The organism is Methanoculleus chikugoensis (assembly GCF_900095385.1).
Taxonomy (GTDB): domain Archaea; phylum Halobacteriota; class Methanomicrobia; order Methanomicrobiales; family Methanoculleaceae; genus Methanoculleus; species Methanoculleus chikugoensis_A.
Genome location: NZ_FMID01000035.1, coordinates 26,011 through 45,148 on the forward strand (window position 1 = coordinate 26,011; position 19,138 = coordinate 45,148).

At 63.7% G+C, this 19,138-nt stretch carries 19 protein-coding genes; 14 read left to right on the forward strand and 5 right to left on the reverse strand.

Annotation, left to right across the window (positions count from 1 at the left end):
- Positions 1 to 31 precede the first annotated feature (31 nt).
- The 3 genes from L21_RS07250 to L21_RS07260 form a co-directional block, all read right to left on the reverse strand.
- Positions 32 to 754: a glucose-6-phosphate isomerase family protein gene (locus L21_RS07250; RefSeq protein ID WP_074369815.1), complete on the reverse strand. Its 723-nt coding sequence runs from the start codon at positions 752 to 754 to the stop codon at positions 32 to 34.
- Complete coding sequence (locus tag L21_RS07255; protein ID WP_074369816.1) at positions 751 to 2,034, reverse strand: COG1361 S-layer family protein; 1,284 nt, start codon at positions 2,032 to 2,034, stop codon at positions 751 to 753. Before L21_RS07255 ends, L21_RS07250 begins: the two co-directional genes overlap by 4 nt.
- A 107-nt stretch (positions 2,035 to 2,141) precedes the next feature.
- A complete protein-coding gene (locus L21_RS07260; RefSeq protein ID WP_218600635.1) occupies positions 2,142 to 3,239 on the reverse strand; it encodes an RNA-guided endonuclease InsQ/TnpB family protein in 1,098 nt (365 codons plus the stop codon).
- Positions 3,240 to 3,332: 93 nt separating this feature from the next.
- Between L21_RS07260 and L21_RS07265 the strand changes: the two genes are divergently transcribed.
- Positions 3,333 to 4,124 carry a TrmB family transcriptional regulator gene (locus L21_RS07265; protein WP_074369818.1) on the forward strand — a complete coding sequence of 264 codons (792 nt, stop codon included), beginning with the start codon at positions 3,333 to 3,335 and terminating at the stop codon, positions 4,122 to 4,124.
- Here the strand turns inward: L21_RS07265 and L21_RS07270 are convergent.
- Complete coding sequence (locus L21_RS07270; protein WP_074369850.1) at positions 4,118 to 4,864, reverse strand: DUF128 domain-containing protein; 747 nt, start codon at positions 4,862 to 4,864, stop codon at positions 4,118 to 4,120. The two genes, L21_RS07265 and L21_RS07270, sit on opposite strands and share 7 nt — an antisense overlap.
- A gap of 201 nt (positions 4,865 to 5,065) precedes the next feature.
- Between L21_RS07270 and L21_RS07275 the strand changes: the two genes are divergently transcribed.
- Together L21_RS07275 and L21_RS07280 are read left to right on the forward strand one after the other, a co-directional pair.
- The gene (locus tag L21_RS07275) at positions 5,066 to 6,031 is read left to right on the forward strand and encodes a hypothetical protein (protein WP_074369819.1); all 966 of its coding nucleotides are present in this window, start codon (positions 5,066 to 5,068) and stop codon (positions 6,029 to 6,031) included.
- 9 nt (positions 6,032 to 6,040) lie between these two features.
- Positions 6,041 to 7,360, forward strand: a complete 1,320-nt coding sequence (locus L21_RS07280) for an FAD-dependent oxidoreductase (RefSeq protein WP_074369851.1) — start codon at positions 6,041 to 6,043, stop codon at positions 7,358 to 7,360.
- Between the two features lie 14 nt (positions 7,361 to 7,374).
- Here L21_RS07280 and L21_RS07285 read toward each other — a convergent pair whose 3' ends face one another.
- Complete coding sequence (locus L21_RS07285; RefSeq protein WP_074369820.1) at positions 7,375 to 8,997, reverse strand: putative manganese-dependent inorganic diphosphatase; 1,623 nt, start codon at positions 8,995 to 8,997, stop codon at positions 7,375 to 7,377.
- Between the two features lie 130 nt (positions 8,998 to 9,127).
- On the opposite strand from L21_RS07285, the gene L21_RS07290 reads away from it, so the two are divergent.
- The 11 genes from L21_RS07290 (at position 9,128) to L21_RS07340 (ending at position 19,020) form a co-directional block, all read left to right on the forward strand.
- Positions 9,128 to 10,258, forward strand: coding sequence for a COG1361 S-layer family protein (locus L21_RS07290; protein WP_074369821.1), 1,131 nt, complete (start codon positions 9,128 to 9,130; stop codon positions 10,256 to 10,258).
- Complete coding sequence (locus tag L21_RS07295) at positions 10,255 to 10,929, forward strand: ABC transporter ATP-binding protein (protein ID WP_074369822.1); 675 nt, start codon at positions 10,255 to 10,257, stop codon at positions 10,927 to 10,929. Before L21_RS07290 ends, L21_RS07295 begins: the two co-directional genes overlap by 4 nt.
- Positions 10,929 to 12,128, forward strand: a complete 1,200-nt coding sequence (locus tag L21_RS07300) for an ABC transporter permease (protein WP_074369823.1) — start codon at positions 10,929 to 10,931, stop codon at positions 12,126 to 12,128. The genes L21_RS07295 and L21_RS07300 overlap by 1 nt, the downstream gene beginning before the upstream one ends.
- A gap of 12 nt (positions 12,129 to 12,140) precedes the next feature.
- Complete coding sequence (locus L21_RS07305) at positions 12,141 to 13,334, forward strand: ABC transporter permease (protein WP_074369824.1); 1,194 nt, start codon at positions 12,141 to 12,143, stop codon at positions 13,332 to 13,334.
- 81 nt (positions 13,335 to 13,415) lie between these two features.
- Positions 13,416 to 13,670: a DUF3303 domain-containing protein gene (locus L21_RS07310; RefSeq protein ID WP_074369852.1), complete on the forward strand. Its 255-nt coding sequence runs from the start codon at positions 13,416 to 13,418 to the stop codon at positions 13,668 to 13,670.
- 255 nt (positions 13,671 to 13,925) lie between these two features.
- A complete protein-coding gene (locus tag L21_RS07315) occupies positions 13,926 to 15,095 on the forward strand; it encodes a hypothetical protein (protein WP_256712659.1) in 1,170 nt (389 codons plus the stop codon).
- Between the two features lie 58 nt (positions 15,096 to 15,153).
- A complete protein-coding gene (locus tag L21_RS07320) occupies positions 15,154 to 15,810 on the forward strand; it encodes a MarC family protein (RefSeq protein WP_074369826.1) in 657 nt (218 codons plus the stop codon).
- The gene (locus L21_RS07325; RefSeq protein WP_074369827.1) at positions 15,807 to 16,772 is read left to right on the forward strand and encodes a phosphatase PAP2 family protein; all 966 of its coding nucleotides are present in this window, start codon (positions 15,807 to 15,809) and stop codon (positions 16,770 to 16,772) included. The genes L21_RS07320 and L21_RS07325 overlap by 4 nt, the downstream gene beginning before the upstream one ends.
- A gap of 37 nt (positions 16,773 to 16,809) precedes the next feature.
- The gene (locus L21_RS07330; RefSeq protein ID WP_074369828.1) at positions 16,810 to 17,421 is read left to right on the forward strand and encodes a hypothetical protein; all 612 of its coding nucleotides are present in this window, start codon (positions 16,810 to 16,812) and stop codon (positions 17,419 to 17,421) included.
- Between the two features lie 47 nt (positions 17,422 to 17,468).
- The gene (locus tag L21_RS07335; RefSeq protein ID WP_074369829.1) at positions 17,469 to 17,927 is read left to right on the forward strand and encodes an NfeD family protein; all 459 of its coding nucleotides are present in this window, start codon (positions 17,469 to 17,471) and stop codon (positions 17,925 to 17,927) included.
- Between the two features lies 1 nt (position 17,928).
- Positions 17,929 to 19,020, forward strand: coding sequence for an SPFH domain-containing protein (locus L21_RS07340; RefSeq protein ID WP_074369830.1), 1,092 nt, complete (start codon positions 17,929 to 17,931; stop codon positions 19,018 to 19,020).
- Positions 19,021 to 19,138: the final 118 nt, after the last annotated feature.

The window sequence follows — 19,138 nt, forward strand, 5'->3', positions numbered from 1 at the left end:
GCATCCGGCCACATCTAGAAGCCTCGCCTCTCTACCGCATCGCGAGACACCCGCCGGTCACGTCGGCGAAGATCTCCATGAACTGCTCGGGGTGGTTTAAGAACGCCACCGATCGCGGCCGCCCGACCAGGTCGTAGAGTCCGACCTCTTTCTCGATCCCGATTTCCGGGACCTCCACCGGGTTGCAGTAGCGCACCGGCGGGGCGTCGGGGTAGCGCGGGTTCTTCACCAGCGCCCCGCCCTCCATCTCGTAATAGGCGGCTCCTTTCAGGTCTGCGTAGGGGCCGTAGTTGCTTGAGAACTCCGACGAGACGAGGTTCGCCATCACGAGATCCTCTCTTCCGGGGTTGATCGTCACGTGACCGTATCCCGGCGGGATCAGGATCTTGTCGCCGGCGGTGCCCTCGATCATCACCACGTCGCCGGCATTTCGGGTCTGGAGGAGGTAGTGCCCCGTCCCCTCGAGCACCTCGTAGATCTCCGGGTAGAGTTCTCCTGCCGGGTTCTCGGTGTGGTAGTGGCCCTTCGTCTTGACGTACTCCCCACAGAGCGTCCGGGCGGGAATGACGGTGATATCGTAGCGAACGCGGTTCTGCCGGAGCCATTCCCGGTCGCTCTCGCTCTTCGCGAGATCCCGGTACATAAAATAGAGGGGCTGATCGGAGGTGCAACCGGGATCTGCGAGAACCTCTCGCATCTCCTCGATTGTCCTTACCTGCGGCTCCGCTTTGGGGCCGTCCCAGTACCCGTTCATCTCTGTTTCTTACGGTACACGAATATATAATACCCTGCTCCGATGATGACGGCCAGAACGGCGATGAGGAAGACCGGATTGGTGAAGAGCGTGCCCTGCCTCTGTTCGAGTGCGACCCGCACTTTCATGGTGTCCGATATCTTGCTGTTGTCCAGGTCATCGCGGTAGCGGATCTCGGAGTCGATCCCGTACTCCTTCGCGGTGCCGGCACCGTCGACATTCACCTCGAACCGTGCCGTCGCGGTCTCGCCCGGGGCGAGGTCGCCGAGGAAGGCGGTGTCGTCGCTGCTGGTGAAGGGGTCGACGGCGCTGATCCGTGCCTGAGCATTGTAGACCGTTGCCGCTCCTGAGTTCTTATACACGACTTCAAGGATGCTCTTCTGGCCCAGGTAGAGCGTCGACGGGGGTGAGACGACCTCGAAGGCGATCTTGCCGCCTACGGGAAGGCCGATCGTCGCCGGCCGGGAGGTCGCCGTCTTGCCCTCGTAGTCCTCGTAGGTGACCGCGACGTCCAGCGGGTAGGACTGGGGCTCTGCGGTGTTGGCAACCGAGACCTTGAACTTCACGTCCACCGTCTCGCCCGGTTCGAACGTCCCGATGTATGCGTTGCCGTCTGTGGGGATGAGCGGGCTCGCGCCGCTTCTCGTGACCATCGCGATTGCCTTCTCTGCCGTGTCGTGGCCGACGTTCTTCAAGGTCATGTAGACGTAGCCTTCCGTGCCGACGTTCAGCGACTCGGAACGGATGTCAAGGACCTCGACCTGGAGATCGGGCGTGACCCGCACGGTGAGCGGCAGGGTCAGGGTCTTCTTCTGGTAATTGTAGCGGAGAACGTCGCCGTAATCTTCAGCATCCGCGAGGTAGGTGTAGGTCACCTCGAGCGGCAGCACGTAGGTACCCGGCTCGGCGGAATCCGCCACCTTCACGTTGAAGACAGCGGTCGCGGCGCCGCCGCCCGCGATGTCGCTCACGAACTGGGGGTCCGTCTTGACGGTGAACGGCGCGTCGCTGCTCTTGAGCGCCACGGTGACCAGTTTTGCGGTGTTCGGCTGGTCGTCGGGAGTGACGATGGTCGAACCGACCATCTTGTGGGTATTCAGGCCGCTGTTGGATATGATGACCCCGAGCTGGGTCTCGGCACCCGGTGCGAACTGGTTGGTGCCGGAAATTGTTGCCGACAGATCGGGGCTTCCATAGAGGTACTTGACGCCCTGCGCCGCCCCCGGCGCAGCCAGGAGTGCCAGCAGGAGCATCAGTACGGGTAAGTATTGCCAACGCATCTCTTCACCTTGTTGTTATAGTAGCAACAACATTTATTGCTAAACAGTATATATACATGATGGAGCCAACTACCCCGCCCTAAAGGACGGGGCTTGTACCTGCACCCTTACGAGTGCGCTACATTCGGCTGGTTGACAGACAGCCTACTCAGGCAGGATATACCTGCTTGAGCAATGTTTCGAGCAGCATTGAGGTCGGCATGGAGTTGAAACCCGCATTTCCGGCACCGGAACGACGAGCCTTCCCGGTTTCCTTTATAGGCATGCCCACACACCGAGCACTTCTGCGAGGTGTACCGCGCATCAACAAGGACAACCTGCTTTCCCAGATCCTCGGCCTTGTACCGGAGGAACTGTTCCAGTTCATAGAACGACCAGTTGTTCAGTTTCCGGTTGAACTCTACACCTCTCCGCTTCTGAACCCGGATCTTCGAGAGGTCTTCGAGAGCGAAGACCGTATACTCGGATTCAACAATCTGCTTCGAGATACAGTGGTTGGTATCAGTCACAAACCGTCTTTCCCGTCCAGCCATCCTGCGGAGTTTCCGCTTAGCCGACCGGGTGCCTTTGGACTGCAACTCCCGACGGAGATGGGCGTACTTCGACCGAACGCGCTTCACCTGCTTGGAGTTGAAAAAAGTGTTGTCGGAGCAGACCGCGACATTCACGATCCCTCGGTCAATCCCGAGCACCTTGACCTCTTGTACCGGCTCCACATCGGGATGTTCCATCGAGATATGGAGGTAGAACACCTTCTTTCGCTTATCAAAGGAGATGGTCGAAGTTGTGACCGTCCAGGAGAGATACTGGCGGTGATACTCAGAGATTGGGAATGTTGCCTTGATCCGTCCCCTCACCGATGCAATGGTGGCGATACCGTGGATCAGATTTACCGTAATGACCCGCTGGTTGTACCGCATAGCGGCGAGCGGTTTCCGTTCTGGCGGAGACGCGCACTTACCAGCTTTCAGGGCTTCGCAGGCACAGTCTCGCGCACCCTGCACCAGAGAGGACGGGAGATCAGGAACAGATTCACGAACAGCCTTGTAGGTCGCCTTGTGGTTCTCCACCTTATTCCACGTATGGTTCTCAAATCCCCACTGTGCAGAGGCAGAGAACGCAGTGGAATAGGCTCTCATCGTATCGAGGAGAGCAGAGGAGCCGCCATCGGGCAACTGAAGGTTGAACGTGATTGTTCTAATCACATTCATATATTGAGTATGATACCAGAAAACTGTATTGGAGGTGACGGGCAATTCCTCCCTGGCCTGAAGGCCGGGGTCTCCTTGCCCATTTAGATGAAGGCTCCTCGGGATGTTCCAACCTCCCTCCTCGAATCTCTCAAATCACTGGGACTTACCAAGTACGAGGCCCTCGTATATATCGGGCTTCTCAGAACGGCGGGCGCGACCGCAACGGAAGTTCACGAGATCTCCGGCGTGCCGCGCGCATCCGTCTACCCGGTTCTCGACCGGCTCGTCCAGAAGGAACTCGTTAGCGTCTCGCACACGACACCCAAACGCTTCGCCGCGGTTCCCCCCGACCAGGGCGTCGAGAACCTGATGCGCCGGATCGAGAGCGACGCAGAGAGCGCCCGGGCGGGCCTCGACGCCTTTTACCGGGAGAAGGAACTGGAAGGCCGGGGCGACCAGGAACTGGTCTGGACGATCTACGGCGAAGAGAATATCAGAACCCGCCTTGCAGGAATGTTTAAGAGTGCGGAACGGAGCGTTGAGTTGCTCGCGACGGGAGACCTTCTCCAGCGGAGCGTTCTCCCGCTGCTCGATCCCGTTCCCGGCTCCGTGCCGGTCGAGATCGTCACCGAGCGCTGGGCAGGCGAGCAGCCTTCCCGATTCCGTCTCCATGTCCTCCCGCTCGCCGCTCTCTGCAAAACCCCTATTCTCGCGGAGAAACTGCTGCCGTACGAGAGATCCGGCGTCTTTCTGGTTGACGATACCCGGGCGCTGCTCTGGATGGGAGGAGCCGACGGCCAGCCCTCCGCCCTCTATTCGGAGTCCGCGGGGCTCGCGCTCTTTGTGCGGCGGCATATCGCCACCGTCATGGAATGGACGAAGGATGCGGTTCAGTAATCGTCCAGGTAGCCCATCTCCCGGATATCAATCAGCCCTTTGAGCGCCCGGGTCACGACCGGCCGCCCGGTCTCTCCGAAGGCCGCCATCGCGTTCGTGCCCCCGACCATCGCCACGCCCACGTACTGCGGGCTCACCGGGACCCCGAGCAGGGGAACGTTCGGGGCGCCGACGTCGAGGATGCCGGAGAACCCTATGCCCGTAAGTTCGTCGAGCACCGCGCCCAGGAGATGTTCGGCCTCCATGTGGCACTCCCTGATGTTGGCGAGGATGTTGCCCTTTCCGTGGTTCATAACGTCGAGGATCGACGTGGCCTCCTGGGAGATGAGAACCTCGAGGGGATCGAGCGTGGTGTCGCGGTAGAGGATCAAGCTCGTGAACCGTTGCGCAACCCTCCCGTCGACCTCGACGATCCCGCCCCCGATTGGACTCTCCGGGATGCCGCGCTGGAGAAGAAGCGCGTCGAGCGTGATACTGCACATCGTGCAGATGGCGTGCCGGCCGTCCGGCACGGTGTAGCCGCCGACCTGTTCCCCCGGCCCGGCGACCAGAAGCCGGTCGCTGATGGTGATGCCCCGTTTGTGCGCCTCTTTCATGATGGAGAGCGCGAACTCGAGGTCGGGGCTCTCGATGAGCGAGAGGTTGTAGATGATCTTCCCCGTGTCGTCCTCCGGGCGGTAGGTCACCTTGAGCGCGTACTCCTCGATGCGGTGGTTGGTGAACTTCAGGGGAGCATGCATCATTAGATTTCTTGCCCTGCAGGAGAAAAAAGTGTTGTCTTCCGGATTCGACGGATTCGGCCGACAGAAGCGCGGTGCGGCACCGGCCTTTCGCCGTCCTGCGCATCCCGTCGTCATGCTTTTTTGCCCGCCCCGTTACCATTCACTGCCTCCCTCTCGAAGGGAAAACTTGTTCTATCTCCCTGTGATAGTGTAAGATGAATGGAGAGTGGGACTCGGGAAAAAGCCCGGAACGTGCTGAAGCGGATCCTTGCCGCGGCCTCCTACGACGTCGAAGAGGTCGGCGACCCGCTGGATCTCTCCGCGATCGGGAGCGAGGATGCCCTGGTGGTGCTCTGCTCGGACGATCCGGAGACGATTGGGAGTTTCGATTCGATGATCTACCGCCTGCGCACCGGTGAGGACGACTGGGTCTGCAGGAAACTGCTCTTCACCCTCGATCCGGAGGTGCAGACGGAGGACTGCATCCGGTGGGGACCCGATGAGTTCGTCTGCTACGCAGGCAGGGCCGCGCTTGCGGAGGTGCTCGGGCAGAACCTGATCCTGGATCTCCCCCTGCCGACCCGGACGGTTCGGCGGGGGCGGATCGAGGCTTCTCCTGCGCCGACGAAGGAAGAGTTGCAGGATGGGCCGGAGTTGCCCCACCTCCCGGTGAAGATCTCCGAGAAGCGTGCCTGCGGCATCGCCGGGCTGCAGGGGACGGCGAAGTGCCGGTTCATCCCCTACTGGAACTACCGCTACGTGAGCACCGGCGAGCGCGAGGTGAAAGACCGGCTGGTCTCCTTCGACGCCGAGGGTGCCGGGGCAATCAACGCCATCAACGGCCTGAAGATGGAGATCAATCCCGACGAGATCGAGCGGGGCCCGGTTCCGTTCGGTTCCGAGATCGTCTCCACCCGGCTCGTGCGGGAGGACGTTGAGGAGCAGCTCGTGCGGGACGTCGTCGACCGGCTCACCCAGCGGATCCGGTTCCGCTACGAGAAGGGTGACGCCATCTTCTACGAGGAGAAGACCCTCAAGCCCGATCGGAGCAACATCACCGTCGATCTCGAGACTGTCTACGTGCCGGTCTGGCAGGTGCGGGGCGGGAGCAAGATCGTCGAGGTCAACGGGTTCACCGGCGAAATACTCTCGATGCCGATGGATGAAGGCGTCGAACTGCTGTAGGTGCACATCATGATCGTCGTCATCGGCGGCGGGCCCGCGGGGAGGCTCGGTGCGATCCACCTCGCGCAGGCGGGAAAGGATGTCCGTCTCGTCGAGCAGCGCAGCATCGGGGGGCAGTGCCTCCACGAACGGTGCATGACGATCTGTGCCTTGAACGACGTTGCACGGCTCATCGAGGCCGCCGGAACCCAGAAAGACCTCGGGATCCTCGACTCGGTGCCGACCGTCTCCTATCCGGCGATCCGGCAACGGATCTGCGAGGTTCAGGAGAAACTCTCCTCGGTTCTCGATGCGGAGACCCGCCGGGCGAGTGTCGAGATCGTCTACGGAGCCGAAGGCCGGCTGGAAGGCAACCGGGTCTTCATCGACGACGAGGATGTCCGTGCCGACGCGGTCCTCGCGGCCACCGGGTCGCGGCCGGCAATCCCCGATATCCCCGGCACCGATCTTACCGGTGTCTATACCTACCGGACGCTCCCCGGCATGCCCGATCTCCCCCGCCGCATGGCCGTCATCGGCGGCGGAGTGGTGGCGGCGGAGTTCGCCCATATCTTCCACGCTTTCGGGGTCGAGGTCGAGATGATCGCCCGGCACGGGCTGCTCCGGGATCTCGACGAGAAGATGCGCGCCGCCGCGCTGCGCGACCTTGCCGGGGTCGGCATCCGCGAAGGGACCCCCGTTGCGAGCATCGAAGGCTGCGGAAGGGTCCGCTCGGTCCTTCTCGCCGGCGGCGAGGAGATCGAGGCCGATGCCGTGCTGCTCGCAACCGGTCTCGTCCCCAACTCGGAGATGCTCCAGGGGCTTGAGAAGCGTCCGGACGGCGCCGTCGTCGTCGACCGGCGGATGCGCACGAGTGTTCCGGGCGTCTACGCCGCCGGCGACGTCATCGGTCCGCCCTACCTCACCCCTGCGGCCCGGAGGGAGGGCGTGGTGGCGGCCGAGAACATCCTCGGCCGCGAGACCGTCATGGACTACGAGGGCATTCCGCAGGCGATGAGCCTCCGCTACGATTACGCCTTCGCCGGGACCGCCGACGGGGGTATCACCCTCTCGGCTCCCGCGCCCGCGGGCCCCGGTTCGTTCTGGGACGTGGCGGGCGGCTGGGCGGGGCTTGCCCAGGTCCGGGTCGATCCCGCAAGCGGCCGGCTGATCGGGGCGGCCGCCGCCGTACCCGGGGCGTCGCTCCTCCTCTCCTACATCGGCTACCTGATGAAGCGGGGCATCACCGTCGACGATTTCGACGAGATCGTCGAGGTCCACCCCTCGACCGACGGCGTCTACGGGCTCGCCCGCTACGCTGCCGGGATGCTCAAGAAGAAGAACGAGTGAGTGAGTTCCGGCGGCTAGAGCTGCCGGAACATCTGCCCGAACTTCGGGATGAAATCTTTTTTGCGGGACATGACGCCTTCGAGCCGGACGGGCTGGTCGCGGAGATCCAGCTTGGCGATGCAGGCCTCGTCCCCGGCGGCGAAGAGGTCGCTTGCGTTCGCGAAGACGTTCGTAAAGAGGGCGAAGAAGCAGTCGACCCCCATTGTTGTCCGGAGGTGCTCGATCTCCTTGCGGATCTCGTCGCCGTGGGTCTCTGCGAACTCAAACGACGACGTCATCACCTGCGAGACCATGATGCTCTTCCCGAAGAGGTTATACCGTTTCATGTCCCGGGTGAGGAGTTCATCCTTCGGGAGCGCATCGAGGTCCATGCCCTTCCGGATCAGTTCCGGCCCATACTCGGCGGGATCGACCCCGGCGATCCCCGCGAGGTAGTCGGCCGCCCGGATATCTGCCGGGGTGGTCGTCGAGAGTTTCATCACCATCGTATCCGAGAGGATTCCCGAGAGAAGGAGCCCGGCGGTCGACGGCGTGGGCTCCACGCAGGCCTCGATGAACTTGTTCGCCACGATCGTCGAGGTCGACCCCACGGGGTCGTTGAGGAACCTCACCGGCTTTAAGGTGGAGATCGCGCCGAGACGGTGGTGGTCGATGATCTCGAGGATGTCCGCCTGCTCGATCCCGTCCACGGCCTGCGAGTACTCGTTGTGGTCGAGGAGGATCACCGACTTCTGAACGTCCTGCATCAGCGTCGTCCGGGAAACGAGCCCGATGTGCTGCCCTGCGTCGCCGACGACACAGGCCGTCCTGAACTTGGAGTTCGAGACGACCCCTTTCGCATACTCGAGCGAGTCTTCCAGCCGTACCGTGGGGATGTCGGTCTCCATGATCATGCTCGCGGGGAGAGAGAGGCTGATCATCTTCCCGACGCTGAAGGCGTCGAGCGTCGTCGCGAGCACCGAGGCGCCCCTTGTCCGCGCGGCATCGATCACCCGCTCGCCCACCGGCGCCCCTTCGGCGATGATGAGTGCGGCGACCCCCGCCGATATCAGCGCGAGCTGGGCGGGTTCGTTGTCCCCGACGATCGCGATGTCGTCGGGCGTCATCCGGGATAGGGTGACGTGCAGGGCGTCGATGACGGTATAGACCCGGCCTTCCCCGAGCGCCTCGCGCGACGGGACGACGATCCGGGCATCCAGGATGCGGGCGAGGGTCTCGAGCGGCATCGGGATGAGCGAGAGCTGTTCCCGGGGATTCTTCCGCACATAGGCCCGGGCGAGGCCGTATTCGCTCACGAGGCCGACCAGGGTCTCGTCTCCGTCCGTGATCGGCATATTCCGCATGTCGTAGGTGTCCATCAGGGCGGCGACGTCGACCGTCGGGACGTCCTGGCGAACGCTCCGGGTATCGAGCGGCATGTCCGATACGGTGGGTTCGACGCTCGCTACGTAGACCGGAGCCTCGGCGTTGAACGTCTCGAGCGCAAACCGTGTCTCCGGGCTCACCTCCCCGCACCGGGCGGGGATGTACTTCCCGGGCTCGGCGCGGTTCAGGAGCTCGGCGTAGCCGATGACGCTGCAGATGCTGTCGGTGTCGGGCTGTTTGTGGCCGATGATATAGATCTTGTTCAGTCCCATGCTCTCCTCGGAACCCCGGTGGGGTGAAGGTTGTTCCAAGAGGTATCGCCCTCTGCCGTCAAAGGTTTTATGCCGGCCCCCGGATGGTGCGGGGATAACGTTGAAGTAGAGGCTCTCTCCATTCTCCCGTGTGGCATCTGGTCGTCCCCTCCCCATCCTGTTCGTCCTGGTATGCCTTCTCGTCTCCCCGGTCGCGGGGGGGCAAGGCAACGTGACGGTGACGTCCGTTGCGGTCGAGCCGGAGATCCTGATGCCGGGCGATACGGGCTTCGTGACGGTTGCCGTGCAGAACACCGGCTCTTCCACCCTCCCGCTCGGCGGCGCCCGCCTCTACGAGGACGGCGTCGTCCCGACCTCCGAACCCTACCCCTCGGTCGGGGCTCTCGGGGCCGGTCTCAACCGGACGTTCACCTTCGCCGTCCGGGCGGACGCCTCGAACGGGACGTATTACCCGCGGTTCTCCCTCGATCTCCGGGAGAACGGAACCCTCACCCACCCGGTTCCGGTCAGGGTCGACGGCACCCCGCTTGGGGTGTCGGTCTTCGAGAGGCCCGAGACCTTCTCCGGGTCCCGGACAGCCGGCATCACGGTTCTGGTGGCGAACCCGAGATCGAACGCCGCCTCCGGTGTCCAGGTGGTCCCGCAGGGGAGCGGTTTTACCGTCACACCGGGCAGCGCATTCATCGGCACTCTCGAACCCGATGCGTCCGGAACCGTTGTGTTCAACCTGACCCCGGCGGCGGAGACGAACGTCACGTTCCAGGTGGTCTGGCGCAACGGGATCAACACCCATACTGCGGATCTCGTGCTGCCGGTCACGTTCGGTGAGGACAAGAAGCAGGCCGATCCCGTCATCACCAACGTCGAAGTCGTCATGGAGGGAGATATCTACCGGGCGACGGGCGATGTTATGAACGCGGGGCTCGAACCCGCCCGATCGGTCGTCATCTCCCCGGGCGCCCCCGCGACGCCCACCGACCCCTACCGGGTCTACGTCGTCGGGACGCTCGATCCCGACGACATCTCGGCGTTCGAGGTGACGTTCCGCGCCGGTGCCGGCGTGGAGGAGATCCCGCTCGTCGTCGAGTACCGGGACGACGACGGCAACCCCTACACCGCTGCACGGCCGATCTCGCTTGAGAACCGCACCGCCGAGGAGGCCGCCGATGCCGGGCTACCCGCTCCGGCCGTTGCCGCCGTGGCCCTGCTCGTCATCGCCGCCGGCCTGGCGGCCCTCTGGTACGTCCGGAGGCGGCGGTGAGCGGCGAGCCCATCCTCCGGTTCGCGGAGGTCAGCAAGATCTATCCCCTTCCTGCAGGCGACGTCGTGGCGCTCGACCGCGTCACCCTCACCGTCGATCCGGGTGAGTTCATCGCCGTGATGGGGCCTTCCGGCTCCGGGAAATCGACGCTCCTGAACCTGATGGGCTGCCTCGACGTCCCGACCAGCGGTGAGATCTACCTCTCCGGCCAGGAGATCTCTCAGATGAGCGACGACGACCTCACCCGGCTCCGGCGCGACCGCATCGGGTTCGTCTTCCAGCAGTTCAACCTGATCCCCCTCCTCTCGGCGGTCGAGAACGTTGAGTTTCCCCTCGTACTCACCGCCGGCCGGGAGGAGAGCCGGCTTCGGGCGATCGAGGTCATGCGGGCGGTGCACCTCAACGACGCCCTCTTCACCCACAGGCCGGCCGAACTCTCGGGCGGCGAGCAGCAGCGGGTCGCGATCGCCCGGGCGCTCGTCAACGACCCCGACCTCCTTCTCTGCGACGAGCCGACCGGCAACCTTGACTCGAAGACCGGGTCGGCGATCATGGAGATTCTCGCGGCAGAGAACCGGGAGGGCAAGACCGTCGTCATGGTCACCCACGATCCAGGGGTCGCCGCATACGCGCGGCGCACGATCCGGATCGTCGACGGGAGGGTGGCTTAGTGTTCTTCTCGTTCGCGACGAGAAACCTCCGGCGGCACTGGATACGCTCAGCCCTCTCGATCATCGGGATCGTCATCGGTGTCGTCGCCATCGCCTCCCTCGGCGTCATGGGCAACAGCATCAACCTCCTCGCCGCGAACATCATCACCGACGTCGGGGACACCGTCGTGGTCACGCCGCACACCGCGATCGGCGGGACCTTCGCCGGAGACCCGCGGACGACCGTGGACGCCGCCATCCCCGCCCGCGAGGTCGAGGAGATCCGGCGGGCGGCAAACCCGCACCGGACGATCCCGGTGCTCCAGGGGGCGGACGAGGTCGAGTTCGGCCGCGGCGAGAGCGGGTATGCCCGGATCATCGGGCTCGAACCGGGGGATATCCCCGTCCTGCTGGATATCGCAGACGGGCAGCATCTCCGGCAGAACCAGGCGGGCGCGCTCGTCGGCATCCACCTCGCCCGGGAGTACGGCATAAGCCCCGGTTCGAGGATCGCGATCGGGGGTGAGGACGTCCGGGTGGCGGGCGTACTTGCGGAGCGGGGAATGGGGTTCGATATTAACCCGGATTACGCGATCGTCGTCTCCGACGGCTGGTACGAGAGCCACTTCGGGGCGAAGGCCTCCTACCCGATGGTCATCGTCCGGGTCGGCGATCCCGATGCGATAGACGCCGTAAAGGATGCTATCGAGAGCCGGATCAACCGGCGCGAGGATCTGGTCGACGTATCCGACTCGCGCGAGATGCTCGGGCAGTACGAGGAGATCTACGATCAGATCACGTTGTTTCTCCTCGGCATCGGTGGAATTGCTCTCGTCGTCGCCGCCGTCAACATCTTAAACGTCATGTACATCTCGGTGACCGAGCGCATCAGAGAGATCGGCGTCATGCGGAGCATCGGGGCGTTGCGCCGGGAGATCCTCCGGATGTTCCTCTACGAGGCAGTGATCCTCGGGGTCATCGGAAGCGTCGTCGGCGGTCTTCTGAGCACCGCCTTCGGTTACCTGATCAGCGTCGCCGCGATCGAGGTCGCCACGGCCGGGACGACCTTCGGCGAGAACTTCACGGTCTTCGACCAGAGCGCGGTCGGGTTCATTGTCTTCGGGATGGCGTTCGGCATCGGGACGAGTATCGTCGCCGGGTTCTACCCCGCGTGGCGAGCCTCGCACCTCGCCCCGGTCGATGCGATGAGGCAGAAATAGGGGTGGCAGGGCATGATCTTCATCGATCTCGCGGTGCGCAACCTCAGGCGGCACAAAGTCCGTTCGATCCTCGCAACGGTCGGCATCGTCATCGGTGTCGTCGCCATCGCCTCTCTCGGCATCATGGGCAGCAGCCTCTCGACGCTTGTCGGGGGTATGGTCTCGGACGTGAGCGACACCGTGCTCGTCACCCCCCACCTCGCGGCATCGAGCGGCGATCCGTTCGATCCCCGAAGCGCCCTTGCGGCGAGCATCTCCACGAAGAACGTGGGGCTGATTGAGAAGGCGGCGGGAGAACACCGTGCCGTCCCCATGTTCGTCGCTTCAGCTCGGTTGCGGGTGCGGGATACGAGCGGTTACGCGACGATATACGCCGTGCCCGCAGCCGATATCCCGTTCCTGATCGAGCGGGAGGCGGGTCTTTACCCGCAGGGGAGGTCTTCGGGGGTGATGGTGGGCTCGCTCCTTGCCGACGAATTCGACCTCCACCCCGGGAGCCGCATCGAGGTCGGGGGTGAGAGCGTCCGTGTTCTGGGGATCGCGTCAGAACGGGGGATGGGCATCGACATCAACCCCGACTACGCCATCATCGTCACGGAGGACTGGTACACGGAGCGGCACGGACCGCAGGACTACAGCCGGGTCATCGTAAAGGTCAGCGATCTCTCCGCAATCGAGGACGTTAAGGCCGCCATCGATCAGCAGATCAACCGCAGGAGCGAGGTCGTGGACATCCTGGACTCACGCGAGATCCTGGAGCTCTACTACGAGACCATCGACGCCATCAACATCTTCCTCCTCGGTATCGGCGGGGTGTCGCTCCTCGTCGCGAGCGTGAGCATCTTGAACGTCATGATCATATCGGTCACGGAGCGGACGGCGGAGATCGGGCTGATGCGGAGCATCGGGGCGCGAAAACGGGAGGTTCTCCGGATGTTTCTCTACGAGAGCCTGATCCTCGGGGTCGTCGGGAGCGTCGTCGGCGGCATCATCAGTGCGGTGGTCGCCTACTACGCCTCTGCCTCCATAGGAGACCTCTTCGCCGATTTCTCCGTCTCGGGAGAGGCGGGGATTCCCCTCTCCGTGGTGATCGGCTACGTCGCTTTTGCGATGGCGTTCGGCATCGGAACAAGTGTCGTCGCCGGATTCTACCCCGCGTGGAAGGCGGCGCAGTTGAACCCCATCGAAGCGCTCCGCTACGAGTGACGGCTCACCGGGGAGGGCGGGGAGCCGCCCCCGGTGCAGGATTTTTATACCAGGGGCGATATGGGGGAGCCGGTGAAGACGATGTTGTTTGTCCTGTGGTACCAGTTCGAACCGGAGCATGCCCATCAAGTCCTGGAACTCTGGAAGCACTTCAAGTTCCCCTCGGATGTGAATGTCCTCCAGCGCTACCTCATCATTGGGAGGCACATGTCGGTTGCCATCTTCGAGGCGCCGGACGAGCGCTCTATCCTGAAGATCACCGCGCCGTTCAGTTCGTACGGGGTTGCCCACGTTGCGCCGGCAATGCCGCTCGAAGAAGCGATCAAGGCGGTCTGATCCAGGGCTGCACGGCACCGAAACCCCCCTCTTTTTCCTTCCCCGGTCGGGCCACCCCCTCCTAGAGTCCGCTGCAAGGCCGGGCGCGGGGAAGCCCCTCGCGGGGGTGGGACCATGCGTAATTTCATAGCCATGGAGACCGGAAACTCTATGAGCACTTGCAGGATGATAGACTTCCCTGTCTGGAAGTGCTCTGACCCTCATCCGGTCCCCAATACGATAACAATACCCGGCTGTGTGAAACGAATGTTACAGATGACTACGTGGCTCGACAAGAACTTCAGCTCGCTCCAGCCGACGCGGGCGATCATCATGAGAGCGCTGCGCCACCTGCGCCCCGCGGATCGAAAAAAGCTCTTCTCAGAAGACATCCCCGAGATGCGAACCGCCGAAGGGCGGTGGTTCGAGGCGATCGTCTACGAGATGATCCTCGACCTCTCGCTGCAGACCGACCTCATCCTCTCCGTCGTGGCCCGGGGGGCCGACGGGCCCGCGAAGGTACGGCGTGCGCAGCTCGGTCAGAACGGGCTCTTCTACTCGAACATCGGGGATATCAAGGTCCGGGGAAACGGCCAGGATCTCGCCGAAGTCGATCTCGTGCTCGTCGACCATACCGGAGCGCTGACGTTCGGCGAGATCATCACGTCTCCTGCCGACTTGAAAGAGTTCGAGGCGGAGATCCGCTACAAAAAACAGCTCTTCGGCTATCTCTACGGTCAACCGACCGTGCCGTTCCTCCTCATCTCCTCGGTCGATATCTCCCGGACGGCCGTCGTCCGCCGCCTCCTCAAGGAGCCCGACAACGTCCTCCTCACCACCCCGACCTGCGAGGACCTGAAGGGCCTTATCCGGCAGCGGGACCTGAAGCGAAGTCCTACCCGGCGGATAAAACACGAAAAACTGATATCCATCAAGGACATCCCGCCCCGCCGGCCGTTCGACTACAAAAAACTGCATGACGAACGGATGCAGAGCATCATCTCCACCGTCACCTCGAAGAAAGGCGCCGGGGAACTCGGCACCCCGGACGAGATCCCGCCGATCGTGAAGAAGATCCTCTTCGGGGGGCTCTACCCCTCCGCTATCCGGATGCTCGATGCCCGATACCCCATCCGCATCAAGGGGAAGACCTACGACCCGGATACGGTCCAGAAACAGTTCTCGAAGGTCGTCCTCGCCGTGAACATTCCGGAGTACCGGCCGATCATCTATCTGCGGACCCGGAACAAGAAGGAGTACCTCAAGATGGTGCCGAGCAAGACGGGCGGGTTCAAGTTCGAGAGCCGGCGGACGCCCCATATGGCGGGGTTCTTCCTCTGGCTCGAATCCGTCCAGCCGTCGCTCGGGGCCGAGCTGACGCGTGAACTCCTCGACGCGTTCCCCGCGATCCATGCTCCCGCAGTTGCAGCGACCGGAGAACCGTAAGATACGTATGAGACCCGGGCGCATACATTCCCATGACGCGGGGGTGTGATCTTCAGAGATGGACCTGATTGCAGAGATTTTCGGGTTTGCGGGGTTCAGCCTGGTTGCGATCGCGTCGATCATCGCTGTGATGAACCCGGCCTCCACGATCGCCGTCTACACGGCGGTCACCAAAGGGATGAGCAGGAGCGAAGCAAGGAAGGTCATCGATACCTCGATGAAGATAGCCTTCATCGTGCTCGCCTTCTTCGCCCTCACCGGGCAGTTGATCTTCTCGATCTTCAACATCACCATCCCGGCGTTCCAGATCGCCGGCGGTATCCTTCTCATCAGCGTGGCGACCGGGATGCTCAGCACGCGGGACGAGGCCTACACGGCCGCTGATCTCGAGAACATCGCCATCGTCCCGCTGGCCTTCCCGCTCTCGTGCGGCCCGGGAACGATCACGACGGTGATCCTGCTCGCCTCGGGCCCGGAGGGTATCGTGGGCCTCGTCGCCGTATTTACGGGGATCGTCGTGGCGCTCGCCATCTCCTATGTTGGAATGCTGTACGGGCCGCGTATCTTCTCCCTCATTGGAGAGGCCGGGCTCCGGGTCGTCCCGAAGTTGATGGCGGTCATCGTCCTTGCCATCGCCATCCAGTTCATCATCAACGGGATTGCAGCGGCCATGCCGCAGTTGCTCGCAGACCTTGACCTCTCCGGGGTGATATGACCGATATCCAGATCGCTCTCATCCAGGCGCTTCAGGTCCATGCGTCGTGGCTCGAAGCGCCGATGCTCTTCTTCTCGTTCCTCGGGGACGCGGAGTTCTACCTGCTCGTCATCGCGATCCTCTACTGGTGCTGGGACACGCGCCTCGGGCTCCGCCTGGCCCTCCTCATGGGAATAACCGGCGGGCTCAACCAGGCCCTCAAGGTTGCGTTCCACCTCCCCCGCCCCTACTGGGTCAGCCCGGAGGTCAGGGCGCTCGGGAGCAACCCCTCGTTCGGGCTGCCGTCGGCGCACGCGCAGGGGTCGGCGGCGCTCTGGGGACTGATCGCCGCCGATGCCCGGAGCAGGTGGATCTGGGCGTTCACGTCCGGGATGATCGTTCTCATCGGCATATCGAGGGTCTTCCTCGGGGTTCACTTCCCGACCGACGTCCTTGCGGGCTGGGCACTCGGCGCTGCCGTCCTCCTCGGGTTCCTTGTTCTCGAGGAACCGGTGGGCCGCCGGATCGCCGCCCTTCCCCTCTCAGGGCAGGTGCTTGCCGCATTCGCAGGCTCGCTTGCCCTGGCCGTAGCCTCGTTTGCCGCTCTCGCGACCCTCGGGGACTGGGAGGTTCCCGCCTCCTGGGCGGCGGGGGCGCTTGAACGGTCCGGGGAGGCGATCCACCCGCTTGACCTCCTGGACGCGGTCACGGCCTCGGGCCTCTTCTTCGGGTTCGCAGCCGGTGCAGCGGCAGACCGTCAGCCCGGGAGCATGTGCGCCACAGGGAAGGGATCCGTCCGGCTGTTCCGCTACGCCTTCGGGATCGCCGTGACCGGGGCGATCTGGTATGGGCTCGGGTTTTTTGCCCCGCAGGATGCTGTTCCCGCCGCCTATCTCTTCCAGTACCTCCGGGCCGCCGTCGCCGGGGCCTGGGTCTCGTTCGGTGCTCCGGCGTTCTTTGCCCGGTACGGCCCGGGCGCGTAACGCAGGAGTATATATCCCCTGCAGGCGAGGATCCAGTATGGATTCGGCGGACGGCGGTCTCACGGTGCTCGAAGGAGCGATCCTCTGCATCGTGGCGGTTCTCCTTGCCGTGCTTGCGGCCCACGCCCTGAACGCTCCCCCCGGCCATCCGGGTGGCCTCGTCTACTCTGCCCTCCAGGAGACCGGGGAATGCCTGATGGTCTCCGGAGATGTCTACGGCTACGCGCTCGCCGAAAGATCCGTCGACGGCGTCGCCCTCGTCTGCGACCGGCCCGACCCGGCACGGATGGGATCGGTCTCCTGCAGCGTCCGCCTCTTCGTCGGCGATATGGGAAGCGTCGATATCGGCTGCGCCGTGGTCGAGGTCGCCACCTCCGGAGGAACCGAGCGCCTCGATAGAACTGCCGGAGCGCCGATATGGCCCGGGAACTGGACGATCGTCAGGGTGGGGCACACGATCCCGTTTCTGCAGGCTGACGACGATACGCTCCTTGAACCCGGGGAGCGGTTCGACCTGGTCGTCTATCCCTCCCGGCCGCTTACGTCCGGCGAGAAGTTCCTGATCCGCATCGTCCCGCCCGGCGGCGTCCCGCTCACGGTGGAGCGGGTCGTGCCGCCCCGGATCACGCCGGTGATGGATCTCGGCTGAAAACACCCTTCAGCAGACTTTTATAGCCGAAAGCCGACTCATTCCCTATGCTTGCAGAGGGGATCGCTCTCGGCTGGATTCTGATCGTGCTCGGGGCGGTACTGCTCCTGGTGGAGGTCTACCAGCCCGGGTATTTCATCGCCGTCCCTGCGACGGTCCTGATCATCCTCGGCGTCCTCCTCCTCCTCGGCGTCGACATCCTCACGTCCCCCTGGGGCCTCGTTGTCGGGGTTCTCGCGGCGATCGTCGCGGCCTCGGTCACCGTATGGCTCTATGGCCGTCTCACGCCCGGCCATGAACCGCCGAGGACGCTCTCCCGGGACTCGCTCGTCGGTCTCGAGGGGACGGTGGTCGCCCCGGTCGATCCGGAGACGCTCGCGGGGAAGGTGCTGCTCGGGAGCATGGAGTGGAGCGCCCGATCTGAATCGGGAGAGATCCCGGTCGGGAGAAAAGTTATCGTCGTTCGCTCCGAAGGGGTGCACGTCGTCGTAAAGGAGGTAGTTTAGAATGCTTTTAACCGGAGAATTCCCATGGACCGGGCTTATCACGGTCTTTCTCATCATCGTCATCATCATCATCTTCGCTCGTGGCGTGGTGATCGTCCAGCCGTACGAACAGGGGCTCCAGATCCGTCTGGGCCGGTACATCGGGAGGATGAACCCCGGTTTCCGGTGGGTGGTCCCGTTGATCACGGTGGTCAAGAAACTCGACCTCCGGACCGAGGTGATGGACGTCCCGCGGCAGGAGGTGATCACGAAGGACAACTCCCCGACGAACGTCGACGCCATCGTCTACGTTCGGGTGATCGATCCCGAGAAGGCCTACTTCGAGGTGATGAACTACCGGTCGGCGACGGTGGCGCTGGCGCAGACGAGTCTCCGGGGGATCATCGGCGACATGGAGCTCGACGAGGTCCTCTACAACCGGGACGTCATCAACGCCCGCCTCCGGGATATCCTGGACCGGGAGACCGATGCCTGGGGCGTGAAGGTCGAGCGGGTGGAGATCAAGGAGGTCGACCCGGTGGGCGCGGTCAAGCAGGCGATGACCGAGCAGACCGCGGCCGAGCGTGAGCGGCGTGCGGCGATCCTCCGTGCGGACGGCGAGAAGCGGGCGGCGATCCTGCGGGCGGAGGGGAACCGGCAGAGCATCATCCTGGAAGCCGAGGGCGAGCGGCAGAGCAAGATCCTGCGGGCCGAGGGTGAACGGTTATCAAGGATCCTGCAGGCGCAGGGCGAGGCGCAGGGACTGCGCATCCTCTCGGTCGGCGCCCGGCCGCTTGATAAGCGGGCGATCACGGTCCTCTCGCTCGACGCTCTAAAGCAGATGGCCGGGGGTCAGGCGACGAAGATCATATTCCCGTTCGAACTCTCGAGCGTCGTCAAGCAGGCCGCGGAGTACCTCGGCGCCACCGCCGAGGCCGCAGAGGTTCCGGAAGGGACGGAACTGCCGTCGGAGGATATTCTCGGGGAGATCCCGGGCCCGGAGGCGCTCCGGGCCGCGGAAGAGGCGGCAAAGAGCATCGAGACCGACATCGACGTAGAGATACAGAAGAAGTCGACCGACCTGATGCGACAGGGTGGGGACGAGGGGCTGTAGGCCCGTCTCTCCCTGTTTCCGGACACGGCCATATCCCGGTACAACCTGCGCCGGCGGGGGCACGCGCCCGGCGTGAGCGGTCTTCGATACCTCGAGTGAAATGTTTCCACTAGTGCTA

Excerpts from the sequence above, each read along its gene's own strand:
- L21_RS07340 (WP_074369830.1), top strand. The coding sequence starts at position 17,929 with ATGCTTTTAACCGGAGAATTCCCATGGACCGGGCTTATCACGGTCTTT.
- L21_RS07305 (WP_074369824.1), top strand. The coding sequence starts at position 12,141 with ATGATCTTCATCGATCTCGCGGTGCGCAACCTCAGGCGGCACAAAGTC.
- L21_RS07285 (WP_074369820.1), bottom strand. The coding sequence starts at position 8,997 with ATGGGACTGAACAAGATCTATATCATCGGCCACAAACAGCCCGACACC.
- L21_RS07280 (WP_074369851.1), top strand. The coding sequence starts at position 6,041 with ATGATCGTCGTCATCGGCGGCGGGCCCGCGGGGAGGCTCGGTGCGATC.
- L21_RS07275 (WP_074369819.1), top strand. The coding sequence starts at position 5,066 with ATGGAGAGTGGGACTCGGGAAAAAGCCCGGAACGTGCTGAAGCGGATC.
- L21_RS07310 (WP_074369852.1), top strand. The coding sequence starts at position 13,416 with ATGTTGTTTGTCCTGTGGTACCAGTTCGAACCGGAGCATGCCCATCAA.
- L21_RS07325 (WP_074369827.1), top strand. The coding sequence starts at position 15,807 with ATGACCGATATCCAGATCGCTCTCATCCAGGCGCTTCAGGTCCATGCG.
- L21_RS07270 (WP_074369850.1), bottom strand. The coding sequence starts at position 4,864 with ATGCATGCTCCCCTGAAGTTCACCAACCACCGCATCGAGGAGTACGCG.
- L21_RS07320 (WP_074369826.1), top strand. The coding sequence starts at position 15,154 with ATGGACCTGATTGCAGAGATTTTCGGGTTTGCGGGGTTCAGCCTGGTT.
- L21_RS07250 (WP_074369815.1), bottom strand. The coding sequence starts at position 754 with ATGAACGGGTACTGGGACGGCCCCAAAGCGGAGCCGCAGGTAAGGACA.
- L21_RS07315 (WP_256712659.1), top strand. The coding sequence starts at position 13,926 with ATGACTACGTGGCTCGACAAGAACTTCAGCTCGCTCCAGCCGACGCGG.
- L21_RS07330 (WP_074369828.1), top strand. The coding sequence starts at position 16,810 with ATGGATTCGGCGGACGGCGGTCTCACGGTGCTCGAAGGAGCGATCCTC.
- L21_RS07335 (WP_074369829.1), top strand. The coding sequence starts at position 17,469 with ATGCTTGCAGAGGGGATCGCTCTCGGCTGGATTCTGATCGTGCTCGGG.
- L21_RS07265 (WP_074369818.1), top strand. The coding sequence starts at position 3,333 with ATGAAGGCTCCTCGGGATGTTCCAACCTCCCTCCTCGAATCTCTCAAA.
- L21_RS07255 (WP_074369816.1), bottom strand. The coding sequence starts at position 2,034 with ATGCGTTGGCAATACTTACCCGTACTGATGCTCCTGCTGGCACTCCTG.